22 protein-coding genes are annotated in these 24,553 nt (G+C 61.6%); 16 read left to right on the top strand and 6 right to left on the bottom strand.

All coding sequences use genetic code 11. From position 1 onward, the window contains the following. The first annotated feature begins 117 nt into the window (after nucleotides 1–117). Nucleotides 118–1,713, top strand: a complete 1,596-nt coding sequence (locus tag V8Z65_RS10685) for a peptide chain release factor 3 (RefSeq protein ID WP_338719833.1) — start codon at nucleotides 118–120, stop codon at nucleotides 1,711–1,713. After that, nucleotides 1,710–2,882, top strand: a complete 1,173-nt coding sequence (locus tag V8Z65_RS10680; RefSeq protein WP_338719831.1) for an SAM-dependent methyltransferase — start codon at nucleotides 1,710–1,712, stop codon at nucleotides 2,880–2,882. The genes V8Z65_RS10685 and V8Z65_RS10680 overlap by 4 nt, the downstream gene beginning before the upstream one ends. Here V8Z65_RS10680 and V8Z65_RS10675 read toward each other — a convergent pair. Beyond that, a complete protein-coding gene (locus V8Z65_RS10675; RefSeq protein ID WP_338719829.1) occupies nucleotides 2,879–3,754 on the bottom strand; it encodes a YHYH protein in 876 nt (291 codons plus the stop codon). The two genes, V8Z65_RS10680 and V8Z65_RS10675, sit on opposite strands and share 4 nt — an antisense overlap. 158 nt (nucleotides 3,755–3,912) lie before the next feature. Between V8Z65_RS10675 and V8Z65_RS10670 the strand changes: the two genes are divergently transcribed. Beyond that, nucleotides 3,913–4,233 carry a 2Fe-2S iron-sulfur cluster-binding protein gene (locus tag V8Z65_RS10670; protein WP_338719827.1) on the top strand — a complete coding sequence of 107 codons (321 nt, stop codon included), beginning with the start codon at nucleotides 3,913–3,915 and terminating at the stop codon, nucleotides 4,231–4,233. A 6-nt stretch (nucleotides 4,234–4,239) separates the two neighbouring features. Here V8Z65_RS10670 and V8Z65_RS10665 read toward each other — a convergent pair whose 3' ends face one another. Further along, complete coding sequence (locus tag V8Z65_RS10665; protein ID WP_338719825.1) at nucleotides 4,240–4,692, bottom strand: hypothetical protein; 453 nt, start codon at nucleotides 4,690–4,692, stop codon at nucleotides 4,240–4,242. A 226-nt stretch (nucleotides 4,693–4,918) separates the two neighbouring features. On the opposite strand from V8Z65_RS10665, the gene cysG reads away from it, so the two are divergent. From cysG to V8Z65_RS10635, 6 genes are all read left to right on the top strand, one after another. Continuing rightward, the gene (gene cysG, locus V8Z65_RS10660) at nucleotides 4,919–6,289 is read left to right on the top strand and encodes a siroheme synthase CysG (protein WP_338719823.1); all 1,371 of its coding nucleotides are present in this window, start codon (nucleotides 4,919–4,921) and stop codon (nucleotides 6,287–6,289) included. Then, a complete protein-coding gene (locus V8Z65_RS10655; RefSeq protein ID WP_338719821.1) occupies nucleotides 6,286–6,615 on the top strand; it encodes a DUF2849 domain-containing protein in 330 nt (109 codons plus the stop codon). The genes cysG and V8Z65_RS10655 overlap by 4 nt, the downstream gene beginning before the upstream one ends. Further along, the gene (locus V8Z65_RS10650) at nucleotides 6,602–8,260 is read left to right on the top strand and encodes a nitrite/sulfite reductase (RefSeq protein ID WP_338719819.1); all 1,659 of its coding nucleotides are present in this window, start codon (nucleotides 6,602–6,604) and stop codon (nucleotides 8,258–8,260) included. Before V8Z65_RS10655 ends, V8Z65_RS10650 begins: the two co-directional genes overlap by 14 nt. A 363-nt stretch (nucleotides 8,261–8,623) precedes the next feature. Then, nucleotides 8,624–9,898, top strand: coding sequence for a phosphoadenylyl-sulfate reductase (locus V8Z65_RS10645; protein WP_338719817.1), 1,275 nt, complete (start codon nucleotides 8,624–8,626; stop codon nucleotides 9,896–9,898). 151 nt (nucleotides 9,899–10,049) lie between these two features. Beyond that, the gene (locus V8Z65_RS10640) at nucleotides 10,050–11,075 is read left to right on the top strand and encodes an NAD(P)/FAD-dependent oxidoreductase (protein WP_338719815.1); all 1,026 of its coding nucleotides are present in this window, start codon (nucleotides 10,050–10,052) and stop codon (nucleotides 11,073–11,075) included. Between the two features lie 141 nt (nucleotides 11,076–11,216). Next, the gene (locus V8Z65_RS10635; RefSeq protein WP_338719813.1) at nucleotides 11,217–11,540 is read left to right on the top strand and encodes a 2Fe-2S iron-sulfur cluster-binding protein; all 324 of its coding nucleotides are present in this window, start codon (nucleotides 11,217–11,219) and stop codon (nucleotides 11,538–11,540) included. A 48-nt stretch (nucleotides 11,541–11,588) separates the two neighbouring features. Here V8Z65_RS10635 and V8Z65_RS10630 read toward each other — a convergent pair whose 3' ends face one another. Continuing rightward, nucleotides 11,589–12,605 carry a TIGR01620 family protein gene (locus tag V8Z65_RS10630; protein ID WP_338719811.1) on the bottom strand — a complete coding sequence of 339 codons (1,017 nt, stop codon included), beginning with the start codon at nucleotides 12,603–12,605 and terminating at the stop codon, nucleotides 11,589–11,591. Further along, on the bottom strand, nucleotides 12,602–14,053 hold the full coding sequence (locus V8Z65_RS10625) for a YcjX family protein (RefSeq protein WP_338719809.1): 1,452 nt from the start codon (nucleotides 14,051–14,053) through the stop codon (nucleotides 12,602–12,604). The genes V8Z65_RS10630 and V8Z65_RS10625 overlap by 4 nt, the downstream gene beginning before the upstream one ends. A 131-nt stretch (nucleotides 14,054–14,184) precedes the next feature. Here V8Z65_RS10625 and V8Z65_RS10620 point away from each other — a divergent pair, with 131 nt between their 5' ends. From V8Z65_RS10620 to V8Z65_RS10600, 5 genes are all read left to right on the top strand, one after another. Further along, on the top strand, nucleotides 14,185–14,676 hold the full coding sequence (locus V8Z65_RS10620; protein ID WP_338719807.1) for a copper chaperone PCu(A)C: 492 nt from the start codon (nucleotides 14,185–14,187) through the stop codon (nucleotides 14,674–14,676). Nucleotides 14,677–14,831: 155 nt separating this feature from the next. Further along, nucleotides 14,832–16,319 (top strand): alkaline phosphatase, encoded by a 1,488-nt coding sequence (locus V8Z65_RS10615; RefSeq protein ID WP_338719805.1) that lies wholly within the window; start codon nucleotides 14,832–14,834, stop codon nucleotides 16,317–16,319. Nucleotides 16,320–16,421: 102 nt separating this feature from the next. Next, nucleotides 16,422–16,856 (top strand): hypothetical protein, encoded by a 435-nt coding sequence (locus tag V8Z65_RS10610; protein ID WP_338719803.1) that lies wholly within the window; start codon nucleotides 16,422–16,424, stop codon nucleotides 16,854–16,856. Then, the gene (locus V8Z65_RS10605; protein ID WP_338719801.1) at nucleotides 16,857–17,534 is read left to right on the top strand and encodes an ATP-binding cassette domain-containing protein; all 678 of its coding nucleotides are present in this window, start codon (nucleotides 16,857–16,859) and stop codon (nucleotides 17,532–17,534) included. Further along, a complete protein-coding gene (locus V8Z65_RS10600) occupies nucleotides 17,531–18,724 on the top strand; it encodes an FtsX-like permease family protein (RefSeq protein ID WP_338719800.1) in 1,194 nt (397 codons plus the stop codon). The genes V8Z65_RS10605 and V8Z65_RS10600 overlap by 4 nt, the downstream gene beginning before the upstream one ends. A 30-nt stretch (nucleotides 18,725–18,754) precedes the next feature. On the opposite strand, the gene metA is transcribed toward V8Z65_RS10600, so the two are convergent. Together metA and V8Z65_RS10590 are read right to left on the bottom strand one after the other, a co-directional pair. Then, nucleotides 18,755–19,666: a homoserine O-succinyltransferase gene (gene metA / locus V8Z65_RS10595; protein ID WP_338719798.1), complete on the bottom strand. Its 912-nt coding sequence runs from the start codon at nucleotides 19,664–19,666 to the stop codon at nucleotides 18,755–18,757. A 71-nt stretch (nucleotides 19,667–19,737) separates the two neighbouring features. Beyond that, nucleotides 19,738–20,604, bottom strand: coding sequence for an ATPase (locus V8Z65_RS10590; protein ID WP_338719797.1), 867 nt, complete (start codon nucleotides 20,602–20,604; stop codon nucleotides 19,738–19,740). A 246-nt stretch (nucleotides 20,605–20,850) separates the two neighbouring features. On the opposite strand from V8Z65_RS10590, the gene V8Z65_RS10585 reads away from it, so the two are divergent. After that, nucleotides 20,851–22,626 (top strand): flagellar hook-basal body complex protein, encoded by a 1,776-nt coding sequence (locus V8Z65_RS10585; protein ID WP_338719796.1) that lies wholly within the window; start codon nucleotides 20,851–20,853, stop codon nucleotides 22,624–22,626. A 67-nt stretch (nucleotides 22,627–22,693) separates the two neighbouring features. Further along, nucleotides 22,694–24,541, top strand: a complete 1,848-nt coding sequence (flgK, locus tag V8Z65_RS10580) for a flagellar hook-associated protein FlgK (RefSeq protein WP_338719795.1) — start codon at nucleotides 22,694–22,696, stop codon at nucleotides 24,539–24,541. The last annotated feature ends 12 nt before the right edge of the window (nucleotides 24,542–24,553 follow it).

Below are 24,553 nucleotides of genomic sequence, written 5' to 3'. Positions count from 1 at the left end.
ATCGGCGCGCTGGGGTGCCTATTTGACCATGCATCGGCCATTCTCTATAGAGCCAAGCCAATGTGATGTGCGCGCCGAATGTCGGGCGCCCCATGCCGAAAAGTTCCCATGTCGACCATGTCTTTAGTTGTCGAGGCCGCGTCTCGCGCCAATCTCGAACCGTTCCAGACCCGCCGCACCTTTGCGATCATTTCGCACCCGGACGCGGGCAAGACGACGCTGACCGAACGCCTGCTAGCCGCTGCCGGTGCCATTCAGCAGGCCGGTGCGGTGCGCGGCAAATCCGGGGCGCGCTCGACGCGATCGGACTGGATGGAGATGGAGCAGCAGCGCGGCATTTCCATCACCTCGTCGGTGATGACCTTCGACTATGACGGGCTGACGCTCAATCTGCTCGACACGCCCGGCCACTCGGACTTTTCCGAGGATACTTATCGGACGCTGACCGCGGTGGATGCTGCGATCATGGTGATCGATGCGGCCAAGGGCATCGAAAGCCAGACGCTGAAACTTTTCGAGGTGTGCCGCCTGCGCGACATTCCGATCATCACCTTTATCAATAAGGTGGACCGTGAGGGCCTGAGCCCGCTGGATTTGATCGATGAAATCCAGGGTAAGCTGGCGCTGGATCTGACCCCCGTGCTCTGGCCGATCGGGCAGGGCGTCGATTTCGGCGGTTATATCGACCTTGTTGAAAAGCGCGTGCTGAACCCCCAAGGCAAGACGATTGCCGAGTTCGAGGCGCTCGAAGACCTGCTCGAGGTCGAAGAACTGGTCGACAATCCGGTGTTCATGAATGCGCTCGAGACCCTGGAAATGGCGCAGGCCATGCTGCCGGGCTTCGATCTCAAGACCTTCCATGAAGGGCATTTGAGCCCGGTGCTGTTCGGGTCGGCGCTCAAGGGCGTGTCGGTGGCCGAATTGCTGCGCACGCTGGGTGATTGGGGGCCGGAGCCGCGGCCGCAGCCTGCCGTGCCGGCGCCCATTCCACCTTCGGACAAGAAGGTGAGCGGCTTCGTGTTCAAGGTGCAGGCGAACATGGATGCGAACCATCGCGACCGTATCGCCTTTGTGCGGCTGTGCTCGGGCAAGTTCGAGCGCGGGATGCGTCTCAAGAATGTACGTTCGGGCAAGGACATGGCTGTGTCCAATCCGATGTTCTTTTTCGGCAATAATCGCGAATTGGCCGAGGAAGCGGTGGCGGGCGACATTGTCGGCATTCCCAATCATGGCACACTGTCGGTGGGCGATACGCTGACGGAAGGCGCCAATATCAATGTGACGGGCATCCCCAATTTCGCGCCGGAAATCATCCGCCGCGTGCGGCTGAGCGATGCAATGAAGACCAAGCAGATGGCCAAGGCGCTGAGCGATCTGGCTGAAGAGGGCGTGACCCAGGTGTTCCGCCGCATGGTCGGCGCGGACTGGATCGTGGGTGTGGTCGGTCAGCTTCAGCTTGAAGTGTTGTCGGCCCGCGTCGCCAAGGAATATGGCGTGCCGATCACCTTTGAAAGCATGGGCTTTGAGGTGGCGCGCTGGGTAGAATGCGACGATGCCGACGAGCTCAAGCGGTTCATTGCCGCCCAGAAGATGAATATGGCCGAGGACCGCTCGGATGCGCCGGTTTTTCTGGCGCAGAACGCCTGGTGGGCGGACCGGGCCAAGCAGGACTGGCCGAAAATCGAATTCCTCACCACCAAGGAACGGCATTGAGCGCGCCTGATCGCATTGCCGAATTTGTCGCCGCGACCCGCGAAGCATTTGTCGACGGCTCCCTGACCCGGCTGAAGCTGGGTGGTTATCATGGCGATGAGGCGGAGCTGAAATCGGCCGAGGGGCGCAAGGTCACGATCAAGGCCGGCGAGCGCCTGAGTCTTGTTTTCCGCTATAAGACCCGGGACGTGACCAAGAACCTGTCGGTGGATGAGGTTGCCGCTTTGCTGGACCATGGTCTAGCAAATCAATGGCGGTCGGCCCGGCTGGAAACGACCGGCTTCGATCTGCAGTTTGAGCGGCAGGGCGACAAGCAGCGGCTCAAGCGTGTGGATGTCGCTGGGCGGGCCAAGCCCAAGGCGGGGCATGACCGGGCCAAGAACCGGCCCATCACCGACATGTCGGCCGTCTGGCTGCATGCGCTGGGCATTACCGGCAAGGACGGCGTAGTCCGCAATGATGCACAGGACAAGTTCCGCCAGATCAACAAGATGGTGGAAATTTTTGCGCCGCTGATTCAGGGACTTAAGGCAGAGAGTCCGGTGATCGTGGATATGGGGGCGGGCAAGGGTTACCTCGACTTTGCGCTCTATGACTACCTGTCCAATGCGGTGGAGCGGCCAGCTCGGATCATCGGTGTGGAACTGCGCCCGGCGCTGGTCGAAGCGGGCAATGCGCTGGCTCGGAAGAGTGGATTTGGCGGGTTGCGATTTGAGGCCGGCAATATTCTGGCCTATGACGCCTCGGGCGCCGACGCGGTGATTGCGCTCCATGCCTGCGACACGGCCACGGACGACGCGATCTATCAGGGCATCAAGGCCGGGGCGGGGCTGATCGCTGTTGCGCCGTGCTGCCACAAGCAGATAAGGCGCGAGATGAGCACGGGTGCGGCCGATGACCGGCTCGACTTCTTGCTACGCCACGGCACCTTCATGGAAAAGCAGGCCGAGATGGTGACCGATGGATTGCGGGCGCTGCTGCTCGAAGCGAACGGCTATCGCACCAAGGTATTCGAGTTTGTCTCCGATGCGCATACGCCCAAGAATAATCTGATCGTAGCGCAAAAGGGCAATGCCGGTTCCCGGCAGGCGGCGCTTGACCGCATTGCGGCGGTCAAGGCCATGTTCGGCGTGGAAAAGCACTATCTGGAAGGCCTGCTCGGCGCTTAGCGCGAAACCTTCCCGGCAAAGCAGCCTAGCGTATAGGGATAGTCCTGGGTGAAATGGTAGTGGTACATTTCCACCACCTCGCCGTCCCATTCGACTGGCCCGGTATGGCCGTGGCAGGCATCGAGATCGCTGGTAGTGAGTATGTCGCCACCCGCGTCATAAAGTCCAAAAATGCCGAACCCGTCGAGGGCGTAGCCGATCAGATCGCTATGCCTATTTGGCCCGCTGGCCGTGTCCACGAAACAGTCCGAATAGTTGTGGTAGTGATATTCGCCCTGCCGCTCGGGGTGACCATTGCAGCCGTCCTGGATTTCGTGGGCGGGCGCATCGTCGCCCTTGGCATCCAGGGCGTTGTAGATGGCTGCGCCTGAAAGCGCGAAGCCGATCATGCCCATGGAGACGCAACTGGGAGAACTGGCCAGGCTCGGCGTGACATCAAGGCGCAGGAGAACGCTCTGGGCGGCGATGGCGTTGGGATTGCGGTCATATTGATAGGCATCGTCCGTGCGGCTGACCGGAAATGTCCCGGTGGTGTGATCGGGCAGGCCATTGGCGCGGACAACGCGCTTGTTGCCTTCGATCGTCAGGCTGATCTCGCTGGGCCATTTCACCGTGCCGTCGACGATGGGCTTGAGATCGGGGTCCCAGGTTCCACTCGCCTCGTCCAACCAGGCGCCGCTGGCATGCGCGCCGACGCCATTGGCGGGGAAGCGGCTCTGGCAGGAATAGACATAGCCCTGTTTGGGACTGCTTGAGATTTTGCCGTCGCCAAGCGGCAAATCGTGAGCCATTGCGCCCGATGCCGACAGCGTCAGCACGCTGGCGACCCGGGCAAACCGCGCTGCTTGCAAACGAAAGTGTTCCTCCAGCATTTCTGTCCTCCAAGGTTTTTGCTTGCAGACAGGCTGTCACGATGTGCGGCGGCGAACGACTTAAAGTCCGGCAATCTGCATGACAAGTTGGAAAGGCGCGTCCTTGCAGGGGGTACAGCCTGTCGCTATATCGGGGCTTGAGCGCAGAAGGACAGATGATGACCAAAATCACCTACATCACCAATGATGGCGAACGCATTGAAACCGAAGGTGAAAATGGTTCGACAGTGATGGAGACCGCAATCATGAACGCGGTGCCCGGCATTGTAGCCGAGTGTGGTGGCGCCTGCACTTGCGCGACCTGCCACGTTTATGTGGACGAAGCCTGGCGCGAGGTGGTTGGCGGTCCATCGGTGATGGAAGAAGACATGCTCGATTTCGCCTTTGACGTGCGCGAAAACAGCCGGCTTTCCTGCCAGATCAAGGTGCGGGACGAGCTGGACGGGCTGGTGGTACAGGTGCCCAGCCGCCAGGGCTGACCCAGGCTAGTCGCAGCGGTCATAGATATAGGGCTGGCTCCAGTCCGGTTCGCCCTCGGCGACGGCGTCATAAAGAAAGAAGCTGTCGGGATTGACCCAGATGGCGAAAAAGGCTGGACCGCCGGCTATGGGTTGCCAGCGGGTGCCGTCCCCCGAAACGACTAGTTCGATAGCGGCATCGGCCTCCTGCTCGCGGGGGCCAAGATAGAAAATGTGTGTGTCATTGGCCTTTTCGATCCGGACGGGCAGGGCGCAGACGGCCAAGGCCGTATTGGGCTCGGTCGGCTCGCGGGTGGGCAGGGTCACGGACCAGGCGCCGATATAGGGCTCGGCCCTGCCGGGGAGAATATCGGCGGCGGGCTCTGGCCGGATCATGGGCGCAAGGGCCTGCGCGCCGGCGCCGAACAGGCCCAGCAGGACGAAAGTCGGAACGACGAGGTGCCGAGGAAGAGCCGGCATGACGAGACCCCCAGAGATAAAGGCATAGGCTGAGCATATAGGCTGACAGGCAAATTATTCTATCGGTGTGGCTGCGAAAGATTCATTTGGCCGTTCCCAGTGCCATTGACCGCGTTGATTTCCACGGGCGGCGCTGGAAGAGAAATATAAAAGCTATTGATTTTCAAGGTCTTGTTGGGCGAGTGCGATTTGGATTATTTTCGCCCATCTCACGAACAGGACGACAATGGGACTTCTCAACACATTTCCGTTGAGCTTCAAGGTCAAGGGCAAGCGCATTATCATCGTCGGCGGCACCGACGAGGCCCTGAACAAGGTCCGATTGGTTTCTAAGACGACTGCTTCTGTAGAGATTTATTCCCGTCACATCGAAGCCGACTTTTCCGCCTTTCCCGTTGCGGTGTTCGAACGCGTCGTTCGGGCCGAGGATATTGCCGGGGCGGCGCTGGTGTTTGTGGCCGAAGAGGGCACCGATGCCGAATTGGCCAAGGCCGAGGCTCGGCGCCTTGGCATTCCGCTCAACGTGGTGGACGTGCCGGGGGAATGCGATTTCTACACGCCGTCCATTGTGGATCGCGCGCCGCTGACGGTGGCGATTTCCACCGAGGGTGATGCGCCGGTGCTGGCGCGGCTGGTTCGGGCGCAGATCGAAGCGCTGCTGGCGCCTGGGATCGGGAAAATTGCGAGTCTGGCCGGTGGGTTGCGGCACAAGGTTGAAAATCTGATTCATGATGGAGCCGCTCGCCGCCGCTTCTATGAGGATCTCGTTGCGCGCCAGATGGTTGGTAATGAAGAGGCCGAGGCTCTGCTCGCCGATCATGCTGCCAAGGGCACGGGGCAGGGTGTGGTCTGGCTGATCGGCGCGGGGCCTGGCTCGGAAGACCTGCTTACGCTGCGCGCCCAGCGCCTGCTGCAACAGGCCGATGTGATCGTGCATGACCAGCTTGTGCCGGCAGCGGTGGTCGAGATGGGCCGTCGCGATGCCGAGCAGATCTGCGTGGGCAAGGCGCGCGGCCATCATTCGTTTTCGCAGGCGCAGATCAATACGCTGATCGTTCGGCTTGCCGGTGAAGGCAAGAAGGTTGCGCGGCTCAAGTCGGGTGATCCGATGGTTTTCGGACGCGCGGGCGAGGAAATCGCCGCCCTTCGCAAGGCCGGGCTGACCTATGAAATCGTGCCGGGCGTGAGTGCCGCATTGGCCGCTGCGGCAGACAGCGCGACACCAGTGACCCTGCGCAAGGTGTCGAGTGGCTTCGTGATGGCGACCGCGCATGGTGCCGAAGACAGCGACCTCATGCATTGGGCGGCCTTGTCACAGGCTGGTCTTACGCTGGCGCTCTATATGGGCAAGGCCATTGCCGCCGATGTGGCGGGACGGCTGGTGGCTTTCGGTGCTGCGCCGGATCTGCCGGTGGGCATCGTGGTCAATGCCGGGCGGGCCAACAGGACGCTCTATTCGGCAACACTGGGTCAACTGGCCCAGGGCGCGGTGGATTTTGTCGATGGACCGGCGGTCATTCTGGTCGGCCGGGCCGTGGCTGAAGGCGATTGGGCGGATGCCGCCGATGCGGCTGCAAGCAGTTTCAAGGTAGCATGACTATGGAAATCCTGACGGGCAATGAACTGACTTCGGGTGCCACCGTCTATCTGGACGGGCAGGGCAACTGGATCGAGGACTTGCAGGCAGCACGCCTGTTCTCCAAGGAAGACAAGGCCGAACTCGACAGCGCGATCGTGGCCACCAAGGGCACGGGCCGGGTCATTAGCCTGGAAGCTGAAGAAGTTGAGCAGGTGGAGGGGCGGATCGTGCCCAAGCGCCTGCGCGAACGCATTAGGGCGGCGGGCCCCACCGCTCCCCTGACTCTCAATGGGCAGGCGTATGATCGCCAGCACTTAGGTGAAGACGGGCATGTATCGATATGACGAATTCGACGCCGCTTTCGTAGCGGGTCGCACAGCACAATTTGCAGACCAGGTGAAGCGTCGCCTGTCGGGCGAGCTTTCCGAGGACCAGTTCCGCCCGCTGCGGCTGATGAACGGGCTCTATCTGCAGCTTCACGCCTATATGCTGCGTATTGCCGTGCCCTATGGCACGCTCTCCTCGCGGCAGATGCGCAAGCTTGCTCATATCGCGCGGACCTATGACCGCGGCTATGGGCACTTCACCACGCGGCAGAACATCCAGTTCAACTGGCCCAAGCTCAAGGATATTCCGGTGATCCTGGAAGAGCTGGCGAGCGTGGAAATGCACGCCATCCAGACCTCGGGCAATTGCATTCGCAATGTGACCACCGACCAGTTTGCCGGCGCTGCTGCCGACGAGATCATCGATCCGCGTCCGGTGGCCGAGATCATCCGCCAGTGGTCGAGCCTGCATCCGGAATTCAGCTACCTGCCGCGCAAGTTCAAGATCGCGATGACTGGCTCGCCCAATGACCGAGCGGCCATCCGCTTCCACGATATCGGGCTGCAGGCGGCGGTGAACGGCGCCGGTGAGATCGGTTGGGAAGTCTGGGTTGGCGGGGGCCTGGGGCGCACGCCCATGATCGCCAAGCTGATCAACAGCTTCGTGCCCAACGAGCATCTGCTGGCCTATCTCGAAAGTATCATGCGCGTTTACAACCGCTATGGCCGCCGGGACAACAAGTACAAGGCCCGCATCAAGATCCTCGTGCATGAAGAGGGCCTTGAAAGCATCAAGGGCCAGGTGGAGGCCGAATTCGCCGAAGTGCGTGGTGGCGTACTGACCCTGCCGCAGGAAGAGCTGGACCGGATCACCGCCTATTTCGCGCCGCCGGACTTTACCGACCGGTCAGGCGACAAGGTGGACGTGGCCTATGAGTCGATCCTCGACCCGGCCTATGGCCGCTGGCTCGACAATAATCTGCATCCGCACAAGCAGCCCGGCTATGCCTCGGTCACCGTGTCGCTCAAGCCCGTCGGTGGGGCGCCGGGCGATGCTACCGACGCGCAGATCGAAGTGGTCGCGGACCTGGCCGAAAAATGTTCCTATGACGAGCTGCGCGTGACCCATGAGCAGAACCTGGTTCTGCCCCATGTGGCCATTGCCGATCTGCGCGCGGTCTATGATGTGCTGGTGGCCAATGGGCTGGCTGAAGGCAATAACAATCTGATCACGGACATGATCTGCTGCCCGGGCCTGGACTTCTGTGCCCTGGCCAATGCCCGTTCGATCCCGATTGCGCAGGAAATCTCCAAGACCTTTGCAGCGCCGGAGCGGCAGAAGGAAATCGGCGATCTCAAGATCAAGATTTCCGGCTGCATCAATGCCTGCGGGCATCACCATGTGGGCCATATCGGCATTCTGGGCGTCGAGAAGAAGGGCGGTGAGCTCTATCAGATCACGCTGGGCGGCGATGCCACGGAAGGTGCGTCGGTCGGCAAGATCATCGGGCCGGGTTTCGAGGCCGAGCAGGTACCAGGCGCCATTGAGAAGCTCGTCGATTTCTACATCGCCAACCGCACCAGCGTGGATGAACCTTTCCTCGACGCCTATCGGCGTCTGGGCGAGGCTCCCTTCAAGGAGGCGCTTTATGGGAGTGTCTAGGATGGCCGCCGAAGCTTCTATTCCTCTCCCCCTCGGGGAGAGGTGGCTCGGCGCAGCCGAGTCGGTGAGGGGGATTTCTCCGCTCTCGCTGAAGCACCCCCCTCATCCGGCGCTGCGCGCCACCTTCTCCCCGAGGGGGAGAAGAATAAGAGGAGCGCTTTATGGCACTGCTTAGCAACAGGTTTGATGCCACCTTCACCTCTCCCCTGAGGGGAGAGGTCGGTGCGCATGCGCCGGGTGAGGGGTTCAGCGTTTCCGTTTGCGCTGTGCTTCACCCTGCCGCTGGACCCCTCACCCCAACCCTCTCCCCTCAGGGGAGAGGGGGCGAAGGTGCCGCGCCGCCGCTTGTGCAGGAGGGCTTCCATGCCAAAGTCTAATCTCGCCCCGGCTCCGGCCGCGCATGAAAAGCTCAAGGCGCTGGGGATTCTGGCGCTCAATGGCATGTTCGACGAGATGGATGCCATCAGCGTGCTGCGCTATGCCATCAATGATGTGCTGCCCGGCGATCTGGCCATTGTTTCGTCCTTTGGGGCGGACTCGGCAGTTTTGCTGCATATGGTTGCGCAGGTCGATCCGTCGCTGCCGGTTTATTTCCTGGAGACGGGCAAGCATTTCCCTGAGACTCTGGCTTATGTCGAGACGCTGAAGAAGCAGCTCGGCCTGATCAACGTTCACGCCATTCATCCCAATCCGGACGATGTGAAGCGCTTCGATCCCAATGGCGATTTGTGGGAGAACGATCCGGATTCGTGCTGCCATATCCGCAAGACCGAGCCGCTGGAGCCAATCACCGAGCAATATGGTGGCTGGGTTACGGGGCGGAAGCGTTATCAGACCACTGAACGCGGGGTCCTGCCGCATTTTGAGTTGACCAGCGACGATCGCATCAAGGTCAATCCGCTGGCCTATTTCTCCGATGCCGATGTCATTGAATATCGGCAGGCGCATAACTTGCCCGAGCACCCGCTCTATGCCAAAGGCTACAAGTCCATTGGTTGTGCGCCCTGCACCTCGGCGGTTGCTGATGGGGAGGACCCGCGCGCCGGACGGTGGCGCGGCCTCAACAAGAAGGAATGCGGCATCCACTACGATTTCAACGGAGCCATTGCCTCCCCGATGACGGCCGCTGCACGACATACGCTCTGGAAAGATGGGGCCTTTATTGCCGATCCGTTCAAGGCATGGACCGAGGGCACCGATCCGTCCGAGGCGCGCTATGTTCACGTGCCGCTGACCGAATTCCTGGCCAATCGCGATGCGTTCCTCGCCAACCCCCATCCATTGGGGCTGCTGGTGTCGCCGGGCGAGAATATCGAGGATGCGGCGGACGATCTGGGCCGGTTTGCCTCGGTGGCGATCAGCTTCCCCGCTTTTTCGGACGGGCGCGGCTATTCGACGGCCCGCCTTCTGGTGGAGCGGCTGAAATATGCCGGGGAAATCAGGGCGGTAGGCGATGTTCTGCAGGATCAGATTCCGCATATGCGCCGCTGCGGCTTCAATGCGCTGGTAGTGACGCATGAGCCGACTCGCGCCGCGCTGATTGAAAACCGCTTGCCGGAAATGGCGCTGTTCTATCAGCCGGTTGGCCTGACCGAGGTGCCCATGGGCACTCGGCCCTTCCTTCGCCGTGTCTCCTGAGATAAGTGGAGCATACTAGTCGCCTTTGCGGCGTGAGCCGGGGCCGCTGGTGACAGCGGCGGTTCCCATGAGATAGATGCGGGGCAGGGCGCCCCGATGGGACCCAAAATCCGAGGCTGCGGACAGCATCGGTTTCGAATGGACTTGAGATATGAGCACTGAAATCACCACCGATGTCGTTGTCATTGGCGCGGGCCCCTGTGGGCTGTTCGCGGCCTTCGAACTCGGGCTGCTCGATATCAAATGTCATTTCATTGACATTCTGGACCGGCCCGGCGGGCAGTGCGCCGAGCTTTATCCGGAAAAGCCGATCTATGATATTCCGGCCTTTCCGGTGGTGACGGGGCAGGAACTGACCGACAATCTGATGACCCAGATTGCGCCCTTCTCGCCCGAATTCCACTTCTCGCGCATGGTCAATTCCATCGAGAAGCTGGAGGATGGTTCGTTCAAGCTGGTGACCGATGCCGACGAGACCTTTTTTGCCAAGGTCGTGGTGATCGCGGCGGGCGGCGGTTCGTTCCAGCCCAAGCGTCCGCCGGTGGAAGGCATCGAGCAATATGAGAACAAGTCGGTGTTCTATGCCGTGCGCCGGATCGAGGATTTCCGCGACCAGGACGTGGTGATCGTCGGTGGCGGCGACTCGGCGCTGGACTGGACGCTGAACCTGGCGCCCATCGTGCGCACACTGACCCTTGTGCACCGCCGCGACGCCTTCAAGGCGGCACCGGCTTCGGTCAACAAGATGAAGGAGCTGGTGGCCGAGGGTAAGGTCAATTTCCAGCTCGGGCAGATCGCCAAGCTCGACGGCGAAGACGGGCAGATCAACCACGTGCATCTGACCACGGCGGCGGGCGACCTTTCCATTCCCGCGACGCGCCTCCTGCCCTTCTTTGGCCTGACCATGAAGCTTGGTCCGGTGGCGGACTGGGGGCTGGAGCTCAACGACAATACGATCGTTGTCGACACCGAAAAGTTCGAGACCTCGGTGCCGGGCATTTTCGCCATTGGCGACATCAACCACTATCCCGGCAAGCTCAAGCTGATCCTCAGCGGTTTCCATGAGGCCGCGCTGATGGCGCAGGCCGCCAAGTCGATCGTTTCGCCCGGTGAGCGTGTGGTGTTCCAATATACGACCAGCTCGACCAAGCTGCAGAAGAAGCTCGGCGTCGCCTGAGACTGTCTTCCGTCGCGTTTCCGAACCGCAAACCCGTTGCCACTTTTGCTGGAAACGCTCTAAGCCGAATTGCCAAGCGGCCCCGCTCTTGCGGCGGGGCCTTTTGAGGGGTATGGACGCCCCGCTGTTGAGGAGCGCCCCATGAAGATCAATGTTACCGACCAGGCAGGCGAAGTGCACGAGCTCGAAGGGCTCGAAGGCTGGCGCGTCATGGAAGTCATTCGTGACTGGGGCCTCAATATCAAGGCCGAATGCGGCGGCGCGCTGAGCTGCGCCACCTGCCATTGCTATGTCGATTCGGACTGGCTGGACGCCGTCGGCGCCCCCAGCGAAGAAGAAGAGGACATGCTGGACAGTGTCGGCGACGTGAAGCCCAATTCGCGACTGTCCTGCCAGATCCTGTGCTCGGATGACCTGGATGGGCTCAAACTGACCCTGGCGCCGAGTGCGGCGAAGGATTCCTGATCCCGTTCGAATTCAATCTCGCAGGCAAATCCGTGGTGTTGCATCGAGCTAAGCGGTCTTTCCTGCATCACTCGCTACCTTCACGAGTTCGGGTATGAAATCTCGCACGGTCGGTTGCGCCAGCACTTCGAAGGGCAGGGGGCGGACGACGCGCATGGCGGCGATGCCGACGCGGACTGTCATCAGGCCGTTGACGACACCCTCGCCCAGACGCGCGGAGAGCTTGGCTGCAAGGCCCTGACCAACCAATTGTTCGACAATGCCGTCGGTCAGCACTAGGCCACCGGTGACGGCGAGATGCGCCAGCACCGAGCCGGCTAGCCGCCAGAAACCGAACAGGCCCGGACGTGCGCCATAGAGCGCGGCAATGGCGCCAGCGAGACGGATGCTTTCGTAGATGACGAAGGCGATGTCGACCAAGGCGCGGGGAGATACGGCGGTGACCAGCGCCACGCGCCGGGCTGATGCGGCAACCAGGGTGCGCGAGCGGGCATCGAGCGGCGTCATCAGGCTGCGTTCCGCCAGGGCGATGACGTCCGTTCCGTCGAACAGGTCTTTAAGATGCGCCTCGAGATTCTCGCGGCCGCGCGCCAGATCAGGCCGGCCGGCATAGACCTGGTTGAGGTGATCAACCACGGCACCGGCCCGCTTGCGATCATTATCGGCATGGGCGCGGGCGGCGTCGGCGCGGAGCGCGTCGAGGACCGAGAGGCGCCGCAAGGCGAGCATTTCCCGGATGATGAGGGCGATGACGGCGACGATGAAGGCGCCGAGTACGCCCAAGCCCACCCAACCCAGCCATTGATTGGTGGCAAAAAGGTCGCGGATCAGCCGGTCCGCGGCCAGGCCCAATCCGGCGGAGAGCAGGATGCCGCCAGAGGTCCAGGCGAACTTGCCCAGCCAGCCCATGCGGCGCGGTGGCGGCGATACGAGGTCGGGCTCGACCGCCGGCTCGAAGGCGACTTCGACGATTTCCGCGCGGTCGGGCGTGAATGCCCGCGGGGCACGCGTGGCGGCCTCTGCGCTAGCGGGCTTTTCAGTGGGGCGGGCGACGGGGCGCTTCATGCCATCCGGTCTCCGATGAGATAGTCCAATGCGCGATCAAGCCGGATATGGGGCAGGACAGCATCGCCGACGGCATTGCGCTTGAGATGCCGTGGGGGCGTGAAGCGCAGGAAATTGAGGGCGACGGGGCTGCCGTCTTCAAAAAGAGAGTCCGGCCGTTCCGGCAAGTCGCCGGGAAACAGGGCGATTTCGGTTTTGCCATCATAGGTCGTGCCGTCCAGGACTTCGCCCTTGAGCGGCGTGCCGACCAGGGTGGGCAGGGTTTCACCATTCTCGCGGATCGTGCCTTCGTTGGTGGCGCGAATGCCGGCCATGGCGATGGAGCGGGTATCCGCCCCGGCAAAGCGGGCGCGCTTACTGGCATTGGCGACGAGGCGATTGAGAATGGCCTCCAACCGGTCGTGGCTGGTGTGATGAACGTGGTCGGCCTTGGTAGCGGCAAAGAGAATGCGGTCGATGCGGCGCGAAAAGGGGCGCAGCAGCGGATTGGCCTCGCCCTGGCGGAAACAGGCCAGAACCGCGGTGAGCGCGGTTTCGAGGTCGTTGACGGCGGCGGGGCCGGTATTGAGCGCGCGCAGGGTATCGACCAGGACGACCTGCCGGTCGAGCCGGGCAAAGTGGTCGCGGAAGAAGGGGCGCACCACCTGGGCCTTATAGGCCTCGTAGCGGGTTTCAAGCATGGCATAGAGGGTGCCGCGCTGCTTCGGCCCAGCAGGCTCGGGCAGGGGGGCGAAAGTTAGGGCGGGAGAGCCCTCCAGATCGCCGGGCAGAAGGAACCGGCCCGGCGGAAGGGTAGACAGGGCGCCATGCTCGCGGCTGCGCCGTAGATAGGTGGTGAAGGCCGTGGCCAGACGCTCGGCATCGGGATCGTTCGCGTCCTTGGCAATATCGGTGCTGTCCAGCGCCTGGAGAAATTCGGTGGCTTCATCGGTATGGCCAGGTTGGCGGGCGCGCGCCAGCGCCTCCCGGCTCCATTCGGCAAAGCTGAGGCCGAGCAGGGGCAGGTCCAATAGCCATTCGCCGGGATAATCGACGATGTCGAGATTGAGCGTGGCCGGCCCGGTCATGCCGGCCCACCACTTGGCTGACTGATATTTGAGCACGATGCGAAGCTGGGAAATGCGGCGCGTGCTTTCCGGCCAGACCGGCGGATTGCTGCTCAACGCCGCCAGGTGCTGCTCATAGGCAAAGCGGGGGATGGTGGCGTCGGGGTATTCGGCCAGACGCGCGCCAATGAAGCGGCCATCGGCGAGCGGCGCAAAGCCCGGCAGGCGCCCTTGCGTCAGCAGGTTATGCGCCAGGGCCGTGATGAAAATGGTCTTGCCGGCCCGGCTCAGGCCGGTGACGCCCAAGCGCAAGGTGGGCGTGAGGACGCCGGAGGCGCTGTCGGCCAGGTTGGAGAGGGCAATGCCCAGTTCGTCGGTAATGGTGGTCGGCGGCTGCGGCAAAGAAGAAGTCCCCGTGTTCTGGCAAGGTAGGGTTTGGGCAGGGGTTTGCAAGAGGCAGTCTGGGGCAACTTCGTCATGGCGCTGTCATGAAGCAGGGCTAGATGTGCTGTTCTAACATTACAGGTAGACCTATGAACCGCGCACTTTCCATTGCCCTGATTCTGTCCGTTATGGCCGCCCCGATGGGGTTCGCGGAGGATCATGACCATGGGGAACATCATGTGTTCCAAACCGATGGCATCGAGATTGTGCACCCTTGGGCGCGCGCAGCGGCGGCAGGTGCTGAGACGCTCGTCTTTTTTGAAGTGCACAATGAGGGCGAGGCCGATCGCCTGCTTGGCGCCACCACGGACATTGCCGGAGAGGTCCACATTGTCGGCCTGACTATGAATGCAGAGGGAGCTAGCGTTCAGGAGGTCGGTGCGATTGACATTGGTCCCGGCGAATTTGCCTTCGATCCCGGTGGACTGGCGCTTGAACTGCATGGCCTGACCGGCGCGCTGGAACAGGGAAGCCATTTCGATCTGATGCTGGAATTTGCCAATGCCGGTCCGGTCGAAATTGAGGTGGCGGTTGAGGCAGCCAATGCCAATCAGCACAGTCATGCGGGGCATAGCCACTAGGACCGGGCGCTGACTGGCTCCGCGTTATCGGTTCGGGATTGTCATGGTAACGTCGCAAATGTGTCACCCGGCTGAAATGGCCGGGCCCTAACTCCATGCCTGCCGTGCGCAGGGGCGCCGCGGCTCGCATATTTTGCGCATGGAGGTTTTCCGCAATGAATCGCGTTGCACGCATTCTGCTGGCCGGCGTGTCCGCCGTCAGCATGACCCTTCCGGTTGTTTCCCAGGAACTTCCGCAGGCCCAGAGCGCCTGGTACACCGATGCCGATGCCAAGCTGCAAGCCATGATCGACATGCAGCCCAATATCGGCAAGGCCAAGAACGTCATCCTGTTCGTTGCCGATGGCCAGGGCGTTGGCACGAACTATGCCGTGCGCCTGTTTGCCGGTCAGCTTGAAGGCAAGCTGGGCGAAGAGCATGTCCTGCCTTACGAAGAATATCCCTATACCGCGCTGATCAAGACCTACAATATCAACGCCCAGACCCCGGATTCCGCGCCGACCGCCGGCGCAATGAACTCGGGCATCAAGCAGGTGTTCAACACGATCAACCTCAACGAGAACGGCCGCCACGACAATTGCGCCAGCGAAGAGGGTAACAAGGTCACCCTATTCTCCGAGATCGCCTCGGAAATGGGCAAGTCGGTTGGCGTTGTTTCGACCGCTCGCGCGACGCACGCCACTCCGGCTGCTGTCTACGCCAAGACCGCGAACCGCAACTGGGAAGCCGCAGCTCCTGAAGGCTGCACCGATATTGCCGTTCAGGCCATCGACGCCATGGAAGCCGGCACCGTTGACGTGCTGCTCGCTGGCGGCGCCCGCAGCTTCTATCCGGCTGGTACGCAGACTGTGCATGGCGGAGACTCCAGCCGCAAGGATGAGCTGAATCTGGTTGCTCGCGCTGAAGAAGCCGGCGCCCAGTTTGTCAGCGACCTGGCGGGCCTGGAAGCCGCTACCGCCGGTTCGCCGCTGCTTGGTCTCTTCACCAATTCGGATATGAGCTACGAAACCGAGCGTCCGGAAACCGAACCTTCGGTCGCCGACATGACCGTCGCCGCCATCAAGGCCATGGAAGGCAATGAAGACGGCTTCTACCTGATGGTGGAAGGTGGCCGCGTCGATCATGCAAACCATGCCGGCAATGCCAACCGCGCCTTTATGGATGGCGTGGCTTTCGCCAAGGCCGTCGCCATGGCCGACGAAATGACCAATGACGAAGACACCCTGATCATCGTCACCGCCGACCACGAGCACGCCATTGCCTTTAACGGCTATTGCGGTCGCGGCACGCCGATCACCGGCCTGTGCATGGGTATCAACGCCGATGGCGTCGAGCATACCGGCGAGCCCGAACTGGCCGATGATGGCAAGCCTTATTCGGTCGTTGGCTACCTCAACGGTGCCGGCTCGGTTCTGACCGAACAGGCCGACGGTTCCTATTTCGGCACCCGGCCGAACGTGACCCAGGAAGAAGCGCTGGACGTGGACTATCTGCAGCAGGCCTTGATCCCGATGGGTTCGGAAACCCATTCGGGTGAAGACGTCGCGGCCTGGGCCAAGGGTCCTTGGGCTCACCTGCTCACCGGTACCCAGGAGCAGAACTACATCTTCCACGTGATGAACCACGCCGTTTCGGCTGAGTAATTCACGCTCGAAAGTCTTGCGGGGGGCGCGTCTTTGGCGGGCCCCTCGTGTCCTTATTCCGCGCAGATGGATTATCCGGTTCTGCGCACAAGGAGGCCCGCCATGCATCGCCGCAAGTTCATCGCTCTATCCGCTGCCATTCCGGCCAGTCTGGCGCTGGGTGCTTCTCGGGCGGGGGCTGAAGAGCCTGTCCGCATGCGTGAGCTCTATAATGCCGATGGATCGTTTTCGGATTTTGCGCTGGAAAAGGCCGACAAGCATGTGCTGCTCGAAGGGTTCATGGCGCCACCGCTCAAGGCGGAATCGCGCTTTTTCGTCCTGACCAAAATCCCGATGTCGGTTTGCCCCTTCTGCGACAGCGAGGCCGATTGGCCGCGCGACATCGTTTCGATCTATGCCCGCGACATCATTACGGTGACCCCGTTCAATGTGCCCATCGCGGTGGAGGGTACGCTCAAGATCGGCACCTATACCGACGAAGAAATGGGCTTTGTGTCGCGCGTCCGCGTCATCGACGCTGCGCATTGGAGAGCGTGAATGTTGCGGCTGCGCGGCGTTGAACATCGCTTTGCTGGACGGTCCGATACCGCGCCTCCAGCGCTTGATATCCCGGAACTTTCAGTTGAGGCCGGGCAGTTGACGGTCATTCGCGGTCCGTCCGGCTCGGGCAAAACCACCTTGCTCTATGTCCTGAGTGGATTGATCAAGCCGAGCGCGGGGCAGGTGCAGTGGGATGCGGTCGATATCGCGACGCTGGGTGAGGGCGCGCGCGACCAGTGGCGCCGGCGCACTGCCGGTTTTGTGTTTCAGAATTTCAATCTCATCGAAGAGATGAGCCCGTTGGGCAATGTGACCCTTGCGGCCTATTTTGCAGCTTTTACGGATGCAGCGGTGCGTGAGCGCGGCAAGGCCTTGCTGGCACAATTTGGTGTCGCTGACGAGGCACGGAAGGTGTCCAGCTATTCGCGTGGCGAGCAGCAGCGGGTTGCACTGGCGCGGGCATTGGTCTTTGACCCGCCAATTCTGTTTGCTGACGAGCCGACGGCCAGCCTGGATGAAGGCAATTCGGCCGGGCTGTGCCAGTCGTTCAAACGACTGGCGGCTGAGGGGCGGACGGTGGTGGCTGTCTCGCACGACCCGTTGCTGATTGAGGCCGCCGACAGTGTGGTCATGCTGGGCCACGGCCGGGTGGTGGAACGGGAGTTGGTGGCATGAATCCGTTTCCAGTGGTTTTCTCCTTGCTCAACCGCAACCGGGTGACGCTGATCTTCTTTGTGGTGTTGATCACCTTTGCCGTGGGGCTGGGGATCGCCATTACCACGCAGGAGCGCGCCGTGCGCCAGGGCAGCGCGCGCGCCGCCGACAAGTTTGATCTTGTGATCGGTTCGCCCGGCAGTCCGTTCGATCTGGTTCTGGCTTCGGTTTATGCCCGTCCGGCCGCCATGGGGCTGGTCGATGGCGATATGCTGGCCCAGATCATGGCCGAGGACACGATTGATTTTGCCGCGCCGATTGCTTTTGGTGACAGTGCCAGCGGCTATCCGATCATGGGAACGACAGCGCAATTTGTTGAGCACTTGTCGGGCGGACTGGCCGAGGGGCGCGTCTTCAGTTCGACTCAAGAGGCGGTGCTGGGCGCCAATGTGCGTTTCAGAATGGGCGAGCTGCTGCATGCGGCCCATGACGGGTTCGACAGTGAAGAGATGCTGCATGAAGGCAGTATCGAAGTGGTGGGGCGCATGGCGCGCACCAATTCGGCCTGGGACAATGTGGTGGTCGTGCCGGTCGAGCAGGTCTGGCTGACCCATGGGCTGGCCTCTGGCCACGCGCCAGGCGACGAGCGCATCGGGCCGCCCTTCATTGCTGACCAGCTTCCGGGCGTGCCGGCAATTGTGGTCAAGCCATCGACCGTTCCCGCGGCCTATGGCTTGCGGAATACCTACCGCACCGACAGCACGCAGGCGATTTTCCCCGCTGAAATCCTTGTGCAGCTTTATGCCCTTTTGGGCGATGCGCGGGCGATCATGAGTTTCCTGGCGCTGGCGACGCAGGCTCTGGTCGTGGCCGCGATCCTGTCGGGTGTGATGATCATCCTGCAGCTTTACCGCACGCGCTTTGCAGTGTTGCGGGCGCTGGGGGCGACAGCGGGCTATGTCTTCCTGGTCGCCTGGAGCTATGTGGCGCTGCTTATCCTGGCCGGGGCCGTTTTCGGACTGGTTTTGGGCGCGGGAGTATCCTGGGCCGTCAGTGGCTATCTTGAGGCGCAGAGTGGTATTGCCATTCCCGTCTCCATTTCCTGGCAGGAGGTGCAATTGGTGCTCATGCTGGTTGGGGCGGGGGCGCTGCTGTCGGTCTTGCCGGCGATTGCGATCTATCGCCAGCCAGTGGTGGACGGTCTGCGCTGAAGAAAACGGGGCCGCGAGGCCCCGTTCCATTCATTCGCCAATCTTGTCCAAGTCGAACGGCGTGGTCTGGTAAATCTCGTTGATCCAGTTCTGGAACAGGAGATGGGCGTGGCTGCGCCAGCGGTTCTCTGGCACCGCGGTAGTGTCGCCATTGGGGAAGAGATTTTCCGGCGGCGGCGTGTCGAGTCCAGCGGCCTTGTCCCGCTCATATTCGTCGGCCAGCGAACGGTTGTCGTATTCCAGGTGGTTGAGGAAATAGACGGCGCGTTCACTGCGATCCCCGAGCATGCAGAGGCCGATATCGGGCTGGTCGATCAGCACTTCGAGCCCATCGCCCAGGCTGGCGCGGTCGATATCGTTGTAGCGCGAGACCGGGATCATCGGGCTGTCGGACATGCCGCGCAGGAACGGCGAGCGGGTGCCCACCACCTTGTGGCGGAAGACGCCGAAAGCCTTCTTATCCATGCGGTAGCGCCGGACGCCGTGGAAATGATGCAGCGCGGCCTGGGCGCCCCAGCAGATGAACATGGTGTGGTGCACATTGGTGCGCGTCCATCTCATGATCTCGAGCATTTCGGGCCAGTAGCGCACCTCTTCGAAGGGCAGTTGGGCAACGGGGGCGCCGGTGACGATGAAGCCATCGAACTTGCGCTCCTTCACCTCCTCCCAGGTCTGGTAGAAGGTGTTGAGGTAATCCTCTGAGGTATTTTTCGACTGGTGATCGGTAACTCGAACCAGGCTGAGATTGATCTGCAGCGGGGTGGCGCCGATCAGGCGGGCGAATTGGGTTTCGGTCCGCTCCTTATTTGGCATCAGATTGAGCAGGCCGAATTCGAGTGGGCGGATGTCCTGACGCGCGGCGCGGCTGGAATCCATGACATTGACGCCCTCGAGTTCGAGCGTCTTTCGGGCAGGCAGGTTGTCGGGAATTCTGATAGGCATGTCAGCCTCTTAACAAGGTACAATGAGAAAGCGATTCAGGCTGGCGCGCGTAGCCGCATGGGCAACACGCGCTATCGCATTCGCTTCTCGATGGCCGCTGCTATCAGGTCGACAAACTCGTCACCGTCCCGGGCCGTGGCCAGGTCGGACGCTTCTATCACATAGCCGAAATTGTCAGCCAGCGCCTGGTAGCGCGGCAGCCTGTCATGCAGCAGCGCCTCAAAGCCCCAGGCGCCAAAGCCGGCCGGGTCAACATCGGCATCGTCCAGAATGCCGTTGATCAACTTGTATTCGGCCCATTTCTCCAGGAGAAATTCGGGGCGGTAATACATGGGCTTGGGCGACGCCTTGAAGCGCTTGACCAGTTCGGTGGCATCCTTGTCGGTGCCGCGAATATAGACCAGCGTGGTGTGCTCCGCCAAAGTCCTGACCACGGGGTCTTCCGGATCGGCCGGGTCGATCACCTCGATCAGCGAGCCACCGGTATCGGCGATGAAATCATCATAGCCATAGAGTTCTTTGGCCCGCGCAATGAAGTAGGGCACGTCGCAGAGCGCGGCGATTTCGGCAACCCGGTGCTGTTCCTGGCGGCGCTGATATTCGGCCAGGGGCAGGCCGCCCCGGTCAACATCGCCCGGCGTTCCCAGATAGGTCGAGAGCGGGTCGAGATTGTTGAAGGTGATGTTGGACGAAATATAGATCGAGTCCGTGCGCAAAAGCTGGGCCAGGAAGGGCACCTTCATGGCCTCGCGCTTGAAATTGTCGACGATGTACTCGCCCATATAGCGGGTGCCGATCCGATAGTCGGCGGAATAGTGAAACCAGTGATTGGCCCGCAGCAGATTGCTGAGGCGCGTCTTGCCAACGCCGGCCATGCCGAAAACGGTCACCGCGCGCCGGGGGGCCTTCACAAACTCGTCGACGCTGGAAAACAGCATAGTCAGGCGCTCCGATGGCCGGAAGCGGCCAACCTCTGTGGCTTGCGTTTAACCCATGCCCGCCCCGATCTCAAGCGACCGGCAATTTCTGCCGCCGGCTCGGACTCATTTGCCGCCTTGTCGCCGCATTTGGGTGTGGTCTTTCTAAAAAATGCAATGAAATCAAAGACTCTGTGACTTGGCATCGGCTTTGCATTGATCCTGGTGAACGCGCTTTGCGGCGCATCGGGGATTACGGAGTTACAGATGGGTATCTATGGGGCTCTTTCCAGTGCGGTGACCGGCCTGCGGGCACAGTCGCATGCGCTGGAGAATATTTCGGGCAACATCGCCAATTCACAGACCACCGGCTACAAGCGGATGGAAACCAGCTTCATGGATCTGATCCCTGATGCGCCGCTGAAGTCGCAGGTGCCGGGGGCGGTGCTGGCGCAATCGCGGGCCACCAATAATATCCAGGGCGATATCCAGACAAGCTCGAACGAGACCTATATCGCGCTCAATTCGTCGGGCTTTTTTGTGGTTGAGCCCAAGGTGGGGCAGTCGGACGGCAATTCGGTTTTCGCCGGTTCGAACTATTTCACGCGGCGCGGCGATTTTGAAATCGATAAGGACGGTCTCCTGGTCAACGGCGCGGGCTATTATCTCAAGGGTCTGCCGATCGACCCGGCCACGGGCAATATTTCGGGCTCGGTGCCCGAGGTGATCCAGCTGTCCAACGCCTTTTTGCCGGCCAATGTGACGACGACGATCAACTACCAGTCCAACCTGCCGCAGCTTCCCAAGACGGCGAACTACAATTCGACCGTCTATAACAGCGAGCTGCTGGGGTCGGAGAATTTTGGGGCGTCGGCGACCACTGCTGCGGCCAACGGCACGGTTGACCTGGGTGCTGGTGCCGGTGCCAATCTGGCGACAACCGTCTTTGCTGACGGGCAGGAGATGACGGTGACCGTCAACGGGGCACCCGTGACCTTCCGGTTCTATGCCGCACCGACAACGGCGCCGACCACTGGGGTGGCGATCAACCTTGACGCGCCCAGGACCGTTCAGGACGTGCTGAACGACATGCAGGCCGGCCTGCGCGATTTTGGCGGTGGGGCGGCCGCTTCGGCCACGGTCGGTCTTAACGGCAGCAATCAGCTCGCGATCAGCCTGGGCAGCGACTATCACTCATCCTTCTCTATCAGCGGTACGACACCAGCCCTGGCGGCCACGCTCGGACTAACCGAACCGCAGGCGTCGTCGGCGCCGACACTCGGGACGGTCAATACCGTTTCGGCGGATGATGCAGACGACTTTATCGCCAAGTCCATCTCCGGCGGTGCGATCACCGTCTATGCCAGCAATGGCGCGCCGGTGAACGTGCAATTGCGCTGGGCCAAGGTGGACAGCGCCGCAGCCGGCGGCACCGACAAGTGGAACCTGTTCTACCTTTCGGACAGTGCGGCGGTCGGTGGCGGCACGGCCTGGACGAATATTGGTCAGGATTACACCTTTAACAGCAATGGTTCGTTGGCCACCAGCGTGCCTCAGGCGACCATCAGCAATCTGCGCGTCAATGGCGTGCTGATCGGCGATGTGGTGCTGCAGCACGAGACCAATGGCGTGTCCCAGTTCGCTGACGTCAACGGTACGGTGACGGTCTCAACCCTTAATCAGAACGGTTATGGCGCCGGTGAATTCCTGTCCGTGGCCATTACAGACTCGGGCCGCGTGGTCGCCACCTATTCCAATGGCGAGCGGATCGAAATGGCGCAGGTGGTGACGGCCCAGTTCAATGGCGTCAATTCGCTCAAGCGCCTGGATGGCGGTGTCTACGAAGCGACCTCGGAATCGGGCGAGCCGATTTTCGATCTCAGCGGTTCGGGCATTATCGGTGGCGCGCTGGAAGCGTCCAATACCGATATCTCGGACGAGTTCACCAAGCTGATCATTACCCAGCAGGCCTATTCGGCGGGTACCCGTATCGTCTCGACTGCCGACGAGATGCTGCAGGAAGCCCTCAATATGATCCGCTAGGGCGAGAATTGAGTAAGGGTCCGGGGCAGGGTGTCCCGGACCTCAGTCCAGTGTGAGGGCCGCTTTCATGGGTCTGGTTTCGTCTCTTTCCAATGCTGTGTCGGGTCTGCGGACCAGCCAGGATTCGATTACGGTCCTGAGCCGGAACATCGCCAATTCGGGCACGCCCGGTTATCATCGGCAATCGCTGAACATTATCGACTATTCGTCGATCAACAGCACCTATGCGCGCTCGGCCGGCGTCAACCGCGCCTTCAACCAGAGCCTGCAGACCTATTACAACCGGCAGGTTTCGGACACGTCCATGTCCAATGTCATGGGCGATTACCTCAACAAGTTGCAGGGCTATCTCGGCAAGCCGGGTGATCCGGGTTCGCTCGATACGATGTTCGGGTCATTCAAGAACTCGCTGCAGGCATTGGCGACCAGCCCGGACGACTACCCCACGCGGGCCAATGTGGTGGCCGAAGCGCAGGCTATGGCCCGCCAGCTCAATGCCCTTTCGGGCTCCATCCAGCAATTGCGGCAGGAGACAGAGACGCGCATCTCCAACGATGTGTCCGAAGTCAATGCCATGCTCGTCTCGCTCAACGAGGTGAACAACCGCATGCTGGACCTGGGCATGACCGATACGGCGCGCGCTCAGCTTTACGACCAACGCGACCGCCTGGTTGCTTCGGTGGCCGAAGTGATCGACGTGCAGGCCGAATACCGTCCCGATGGCACGGTGGCGCTGATGACGCGCTCCGGCGTTGGCCTCCTCGACAATGGCTTTTCCACGTTCAAGTTCACGACGGCCGGCGCCCTCTCGGCGACGTCGCAGACCAATATCGACACCGATCAGAGCCGGGTGGGTAAGCTCACGCTGACGACGCCTTCGGGGCTGACGATCGACCTGGTGCAGCAAGGCGTGCTGCAGGGCGGCGAGCTGGCGGGCCTGGTGCAGCTACGCGACAAAATCCTGGTGGAGGCCCAGAACCAGCTCGATGAGATTGCCGCCGGGATCGCCTCGGTCTTTTCGACCATCACCACGCCCGGCACCGCCGCCGACGACGGTTTGGGCGCGACGGGGCTGTCCGCCGATATCTCGCATCTCAAGCCCGGCAACGACATCTTGCTGACCCATACGGTCAATGGTGTCGAGCAGAGGGTGCGGGTGATCAACAGCACCAATGGCGAGGACTTCGTCGATGCAAGCGGCCAGCGCGTCATCTCAATCGATTTTGGCGATCCGCCCGACGCCACGGCGGTGGCCGCTTCGCTGCAGACCAAATTGCCGGGTCTGGCCATTACCAGCCCCAGCGCGGGGATTTTGCGGGTTCTCGATGACGGCGCGGGCGGGACACGCGATGTTACGGGCCTGACGACGCGCGGGACCGCGACCGGCACGCAGCAGGGCGAATTGGCGGTGGCGCTGTTTGTCGACCAGGGCAATTCGGCCTTTACCGACAATCTCGACACCAATCCGCCGCAGATCGTGGGTTTTGCCTCGCGCATTTCGGTCAATCCGGCGGTGATTTCGGACAATCGCCTGCTCGTGCAATTCGATATCGACGGATCGCTGGGAGACGCGGCGCGGCCGGAATATATTCTGGATCAACTGGCCTCGATGAACTTCGTTTCGGGCAGCACGCCGGCGGCCAATGCCGGGCGCCATCAGCTCAACGGCACGGTCGAGCAATTGATCGAGCAGGTGCTGAACTATCAGGGCACGACCATCGGTTCGGCCCTGACGGCACAAAGCAACCGGCAACTGACGCTCGACACCATCACCACCCAGATGGAGAGCGAATATGGCGTCAATCTCGACGAAGAGATGGCGCGCCTGACCGAATTGCAGAGCGCCTATGCCGCCAATGCCCGTGTGGTGTCGGTGGTCAAGGAATTGCTCGACACCCTGTTTGCGTCGACCTGAGGGAGTAGCCTG

Source organism: Devosia sp. XK-2 (genome assembly GCF_037113415.1).
In the GTDB taxonomy this organism is placed as follows: domain Bacteria; phylum Pseudomonadota; class Alphaproteobacteria; order Rhizobiales; family Devosiaceae; genus Devosia.
This window is presented reverse-complemented; position numbering and strand designations above follow the sequence as displayed.

What these genes read in the sequence shown, in the direction of transcription:
- cysG (WP_338719823.1), top strand. Translation starts at nt 4,919, where the DNA reads ATGGGACTTCTCAACACATTTCCGTTGAGCTTCAAGGTCAAGGGCAAG.
- metA (WP_338719798.1), bottom strand. Translation starts at nt 19,666, where the DNA reads ATGCCTATCAGAATTCCCGACAACCTGCCTGCCCGAAAGACGCTCGAA.
- V8Z65_RS10645 (WP_338719817.1), top strand. Translation starts at nt 8,624, where the DNA reads ATGCCAAAGTCTAATCTCGCCCCGGCTCCGGCCGCGCATGAAAAGCTC.
- V8Z65_RS10605 (WP_338719801.1), top strand. Translation starts at nt 16,857, where the DNA reads ATGTTGCGGCTGCGCGGCGTTGAACATCGCTTTGCTGGACGGTCCGAT.
- V8Z65_RS10675 (WP_338719829.1), bottom strand. Translation starts at nt 3,754, where the DNA reads ATGCTGGAGGAACACTTTCGTTTGCAAGCAGCGCGGTTTGCCCGGGTC.
- V8Z65_RS10620 (WP_338719807.1), top strand. Translation starts at nt 14,185, where the DNA reads ATGAACCGCGCACTTTCCATTGCCCTGATTCTGTCCGTTATGGCCGCC.
- V8Z65_RS10640 (WP_338719815.1), top strand. Translation starts at nt 10,050, where the DNA reads ATGAGCACTGAAATCACCACCGATGTCGTTGTCATTGGCGCGGGCCCC.
- V8Z65_RS10600 (WP_338719800.1), top strand. Translation starts at nt 17,531, where the DNA reads ATGAATCCGTTTCCAGTGGTTTTCTCCTTGCTCAACCGCAACCGGGTG.
- V8Z65_RS10590 (WP_338719797.1), bottom strand. Translation starts at nt 20,604, where the DNA reads ATGCTGTTTTCCAGCGTCGACGAGTTTGTGAAGGCCCCCCGGCGCGCG.
- V8Z65_RS10650 (WP_338719819.1), top strand. Translation starts at nt 6,602, where the DNA reads ATGTATCGATATGACGAATTCGACGCCGCTTTCGTAGCGGGTCGCACA.
- V8Z65_RS10615 (WP_338719805.1), top strand. Translation starts at nt 14,832, where the DNA reads ATGAATCGCGTTGCACGCATTCTGCTGGCCGGCGTGTCCGCCGTCAGC.
- V8Z65_RS10610 (WP_338719803.1), top strand. Translation starts at nt 16,422, where the DNA reads ATGCATCGCCGCAAGTTCATCGCTCTATCCGCTGCCATTCCGGCCAGT.
- V8Z65_RS10685 (WP_338719833.1), top strand. Translation starts at nt 118, where the DNA reads ATGTCTTTAGTTGTCGAGGCCGCGTCTCGCGCCAATCTCGAACCGTTC.
- V8Z65_RS10585 (WP_338719796.1), top strand. Translation starts at nt 20,851, where the DNA reads ATGGGTATCTATGGGGCTCTTTCCAGTGCGGTGACCGGCCTGCGGGCA.
- V8Z65_RS10635 (WP_338719813.1), top strand. Translation starts at nt 11,217, where the DNA reads ATGAAGATCAATGTTACCGACCAGGCAGGCGAAGTGCACGAGCTCGAA.
- V8Z65_RS10670 (WP_338719827.1), top strand. Translation starts at nt 3,913, where the DNA reads ATGACCAAAATCACCTACATCACCAATGATGGCGAACGCATTGAAACC.
- flgK (WP_338719795.1), top strand. Translation starts at nt 22,694, where the DNA reads ATGGGTCTGGTTTCGTCTCTTTCCAATGCTGTGTCGGGTCTGCGGACC.
- V8Z65_RS10665 (WP_338719825.1), bottom strand. Translation starts at nt 4,692, where the DNA reads ATGCCGGCTCTTCCTCGGCACCTCGTCGTTCCGACTTTCGTCCTGCTG.
- V8Z65_RS10630 (WP_338719811.1), bottom strand. Translation starts at nt 12,605, where the DNA reads ATGAAGCGCCCCGTCGCCCGCCCCACTGAAAAGCCCGCTAGCGCAGAG.
- V8Z65_RS10655 (WP_338719821.1), top strand. Translation starts at nt 6,286, where the DNA reads ATGACTATGGAAATCCTGACGGGCAATGAACTGACTTCGGGTGCCACC.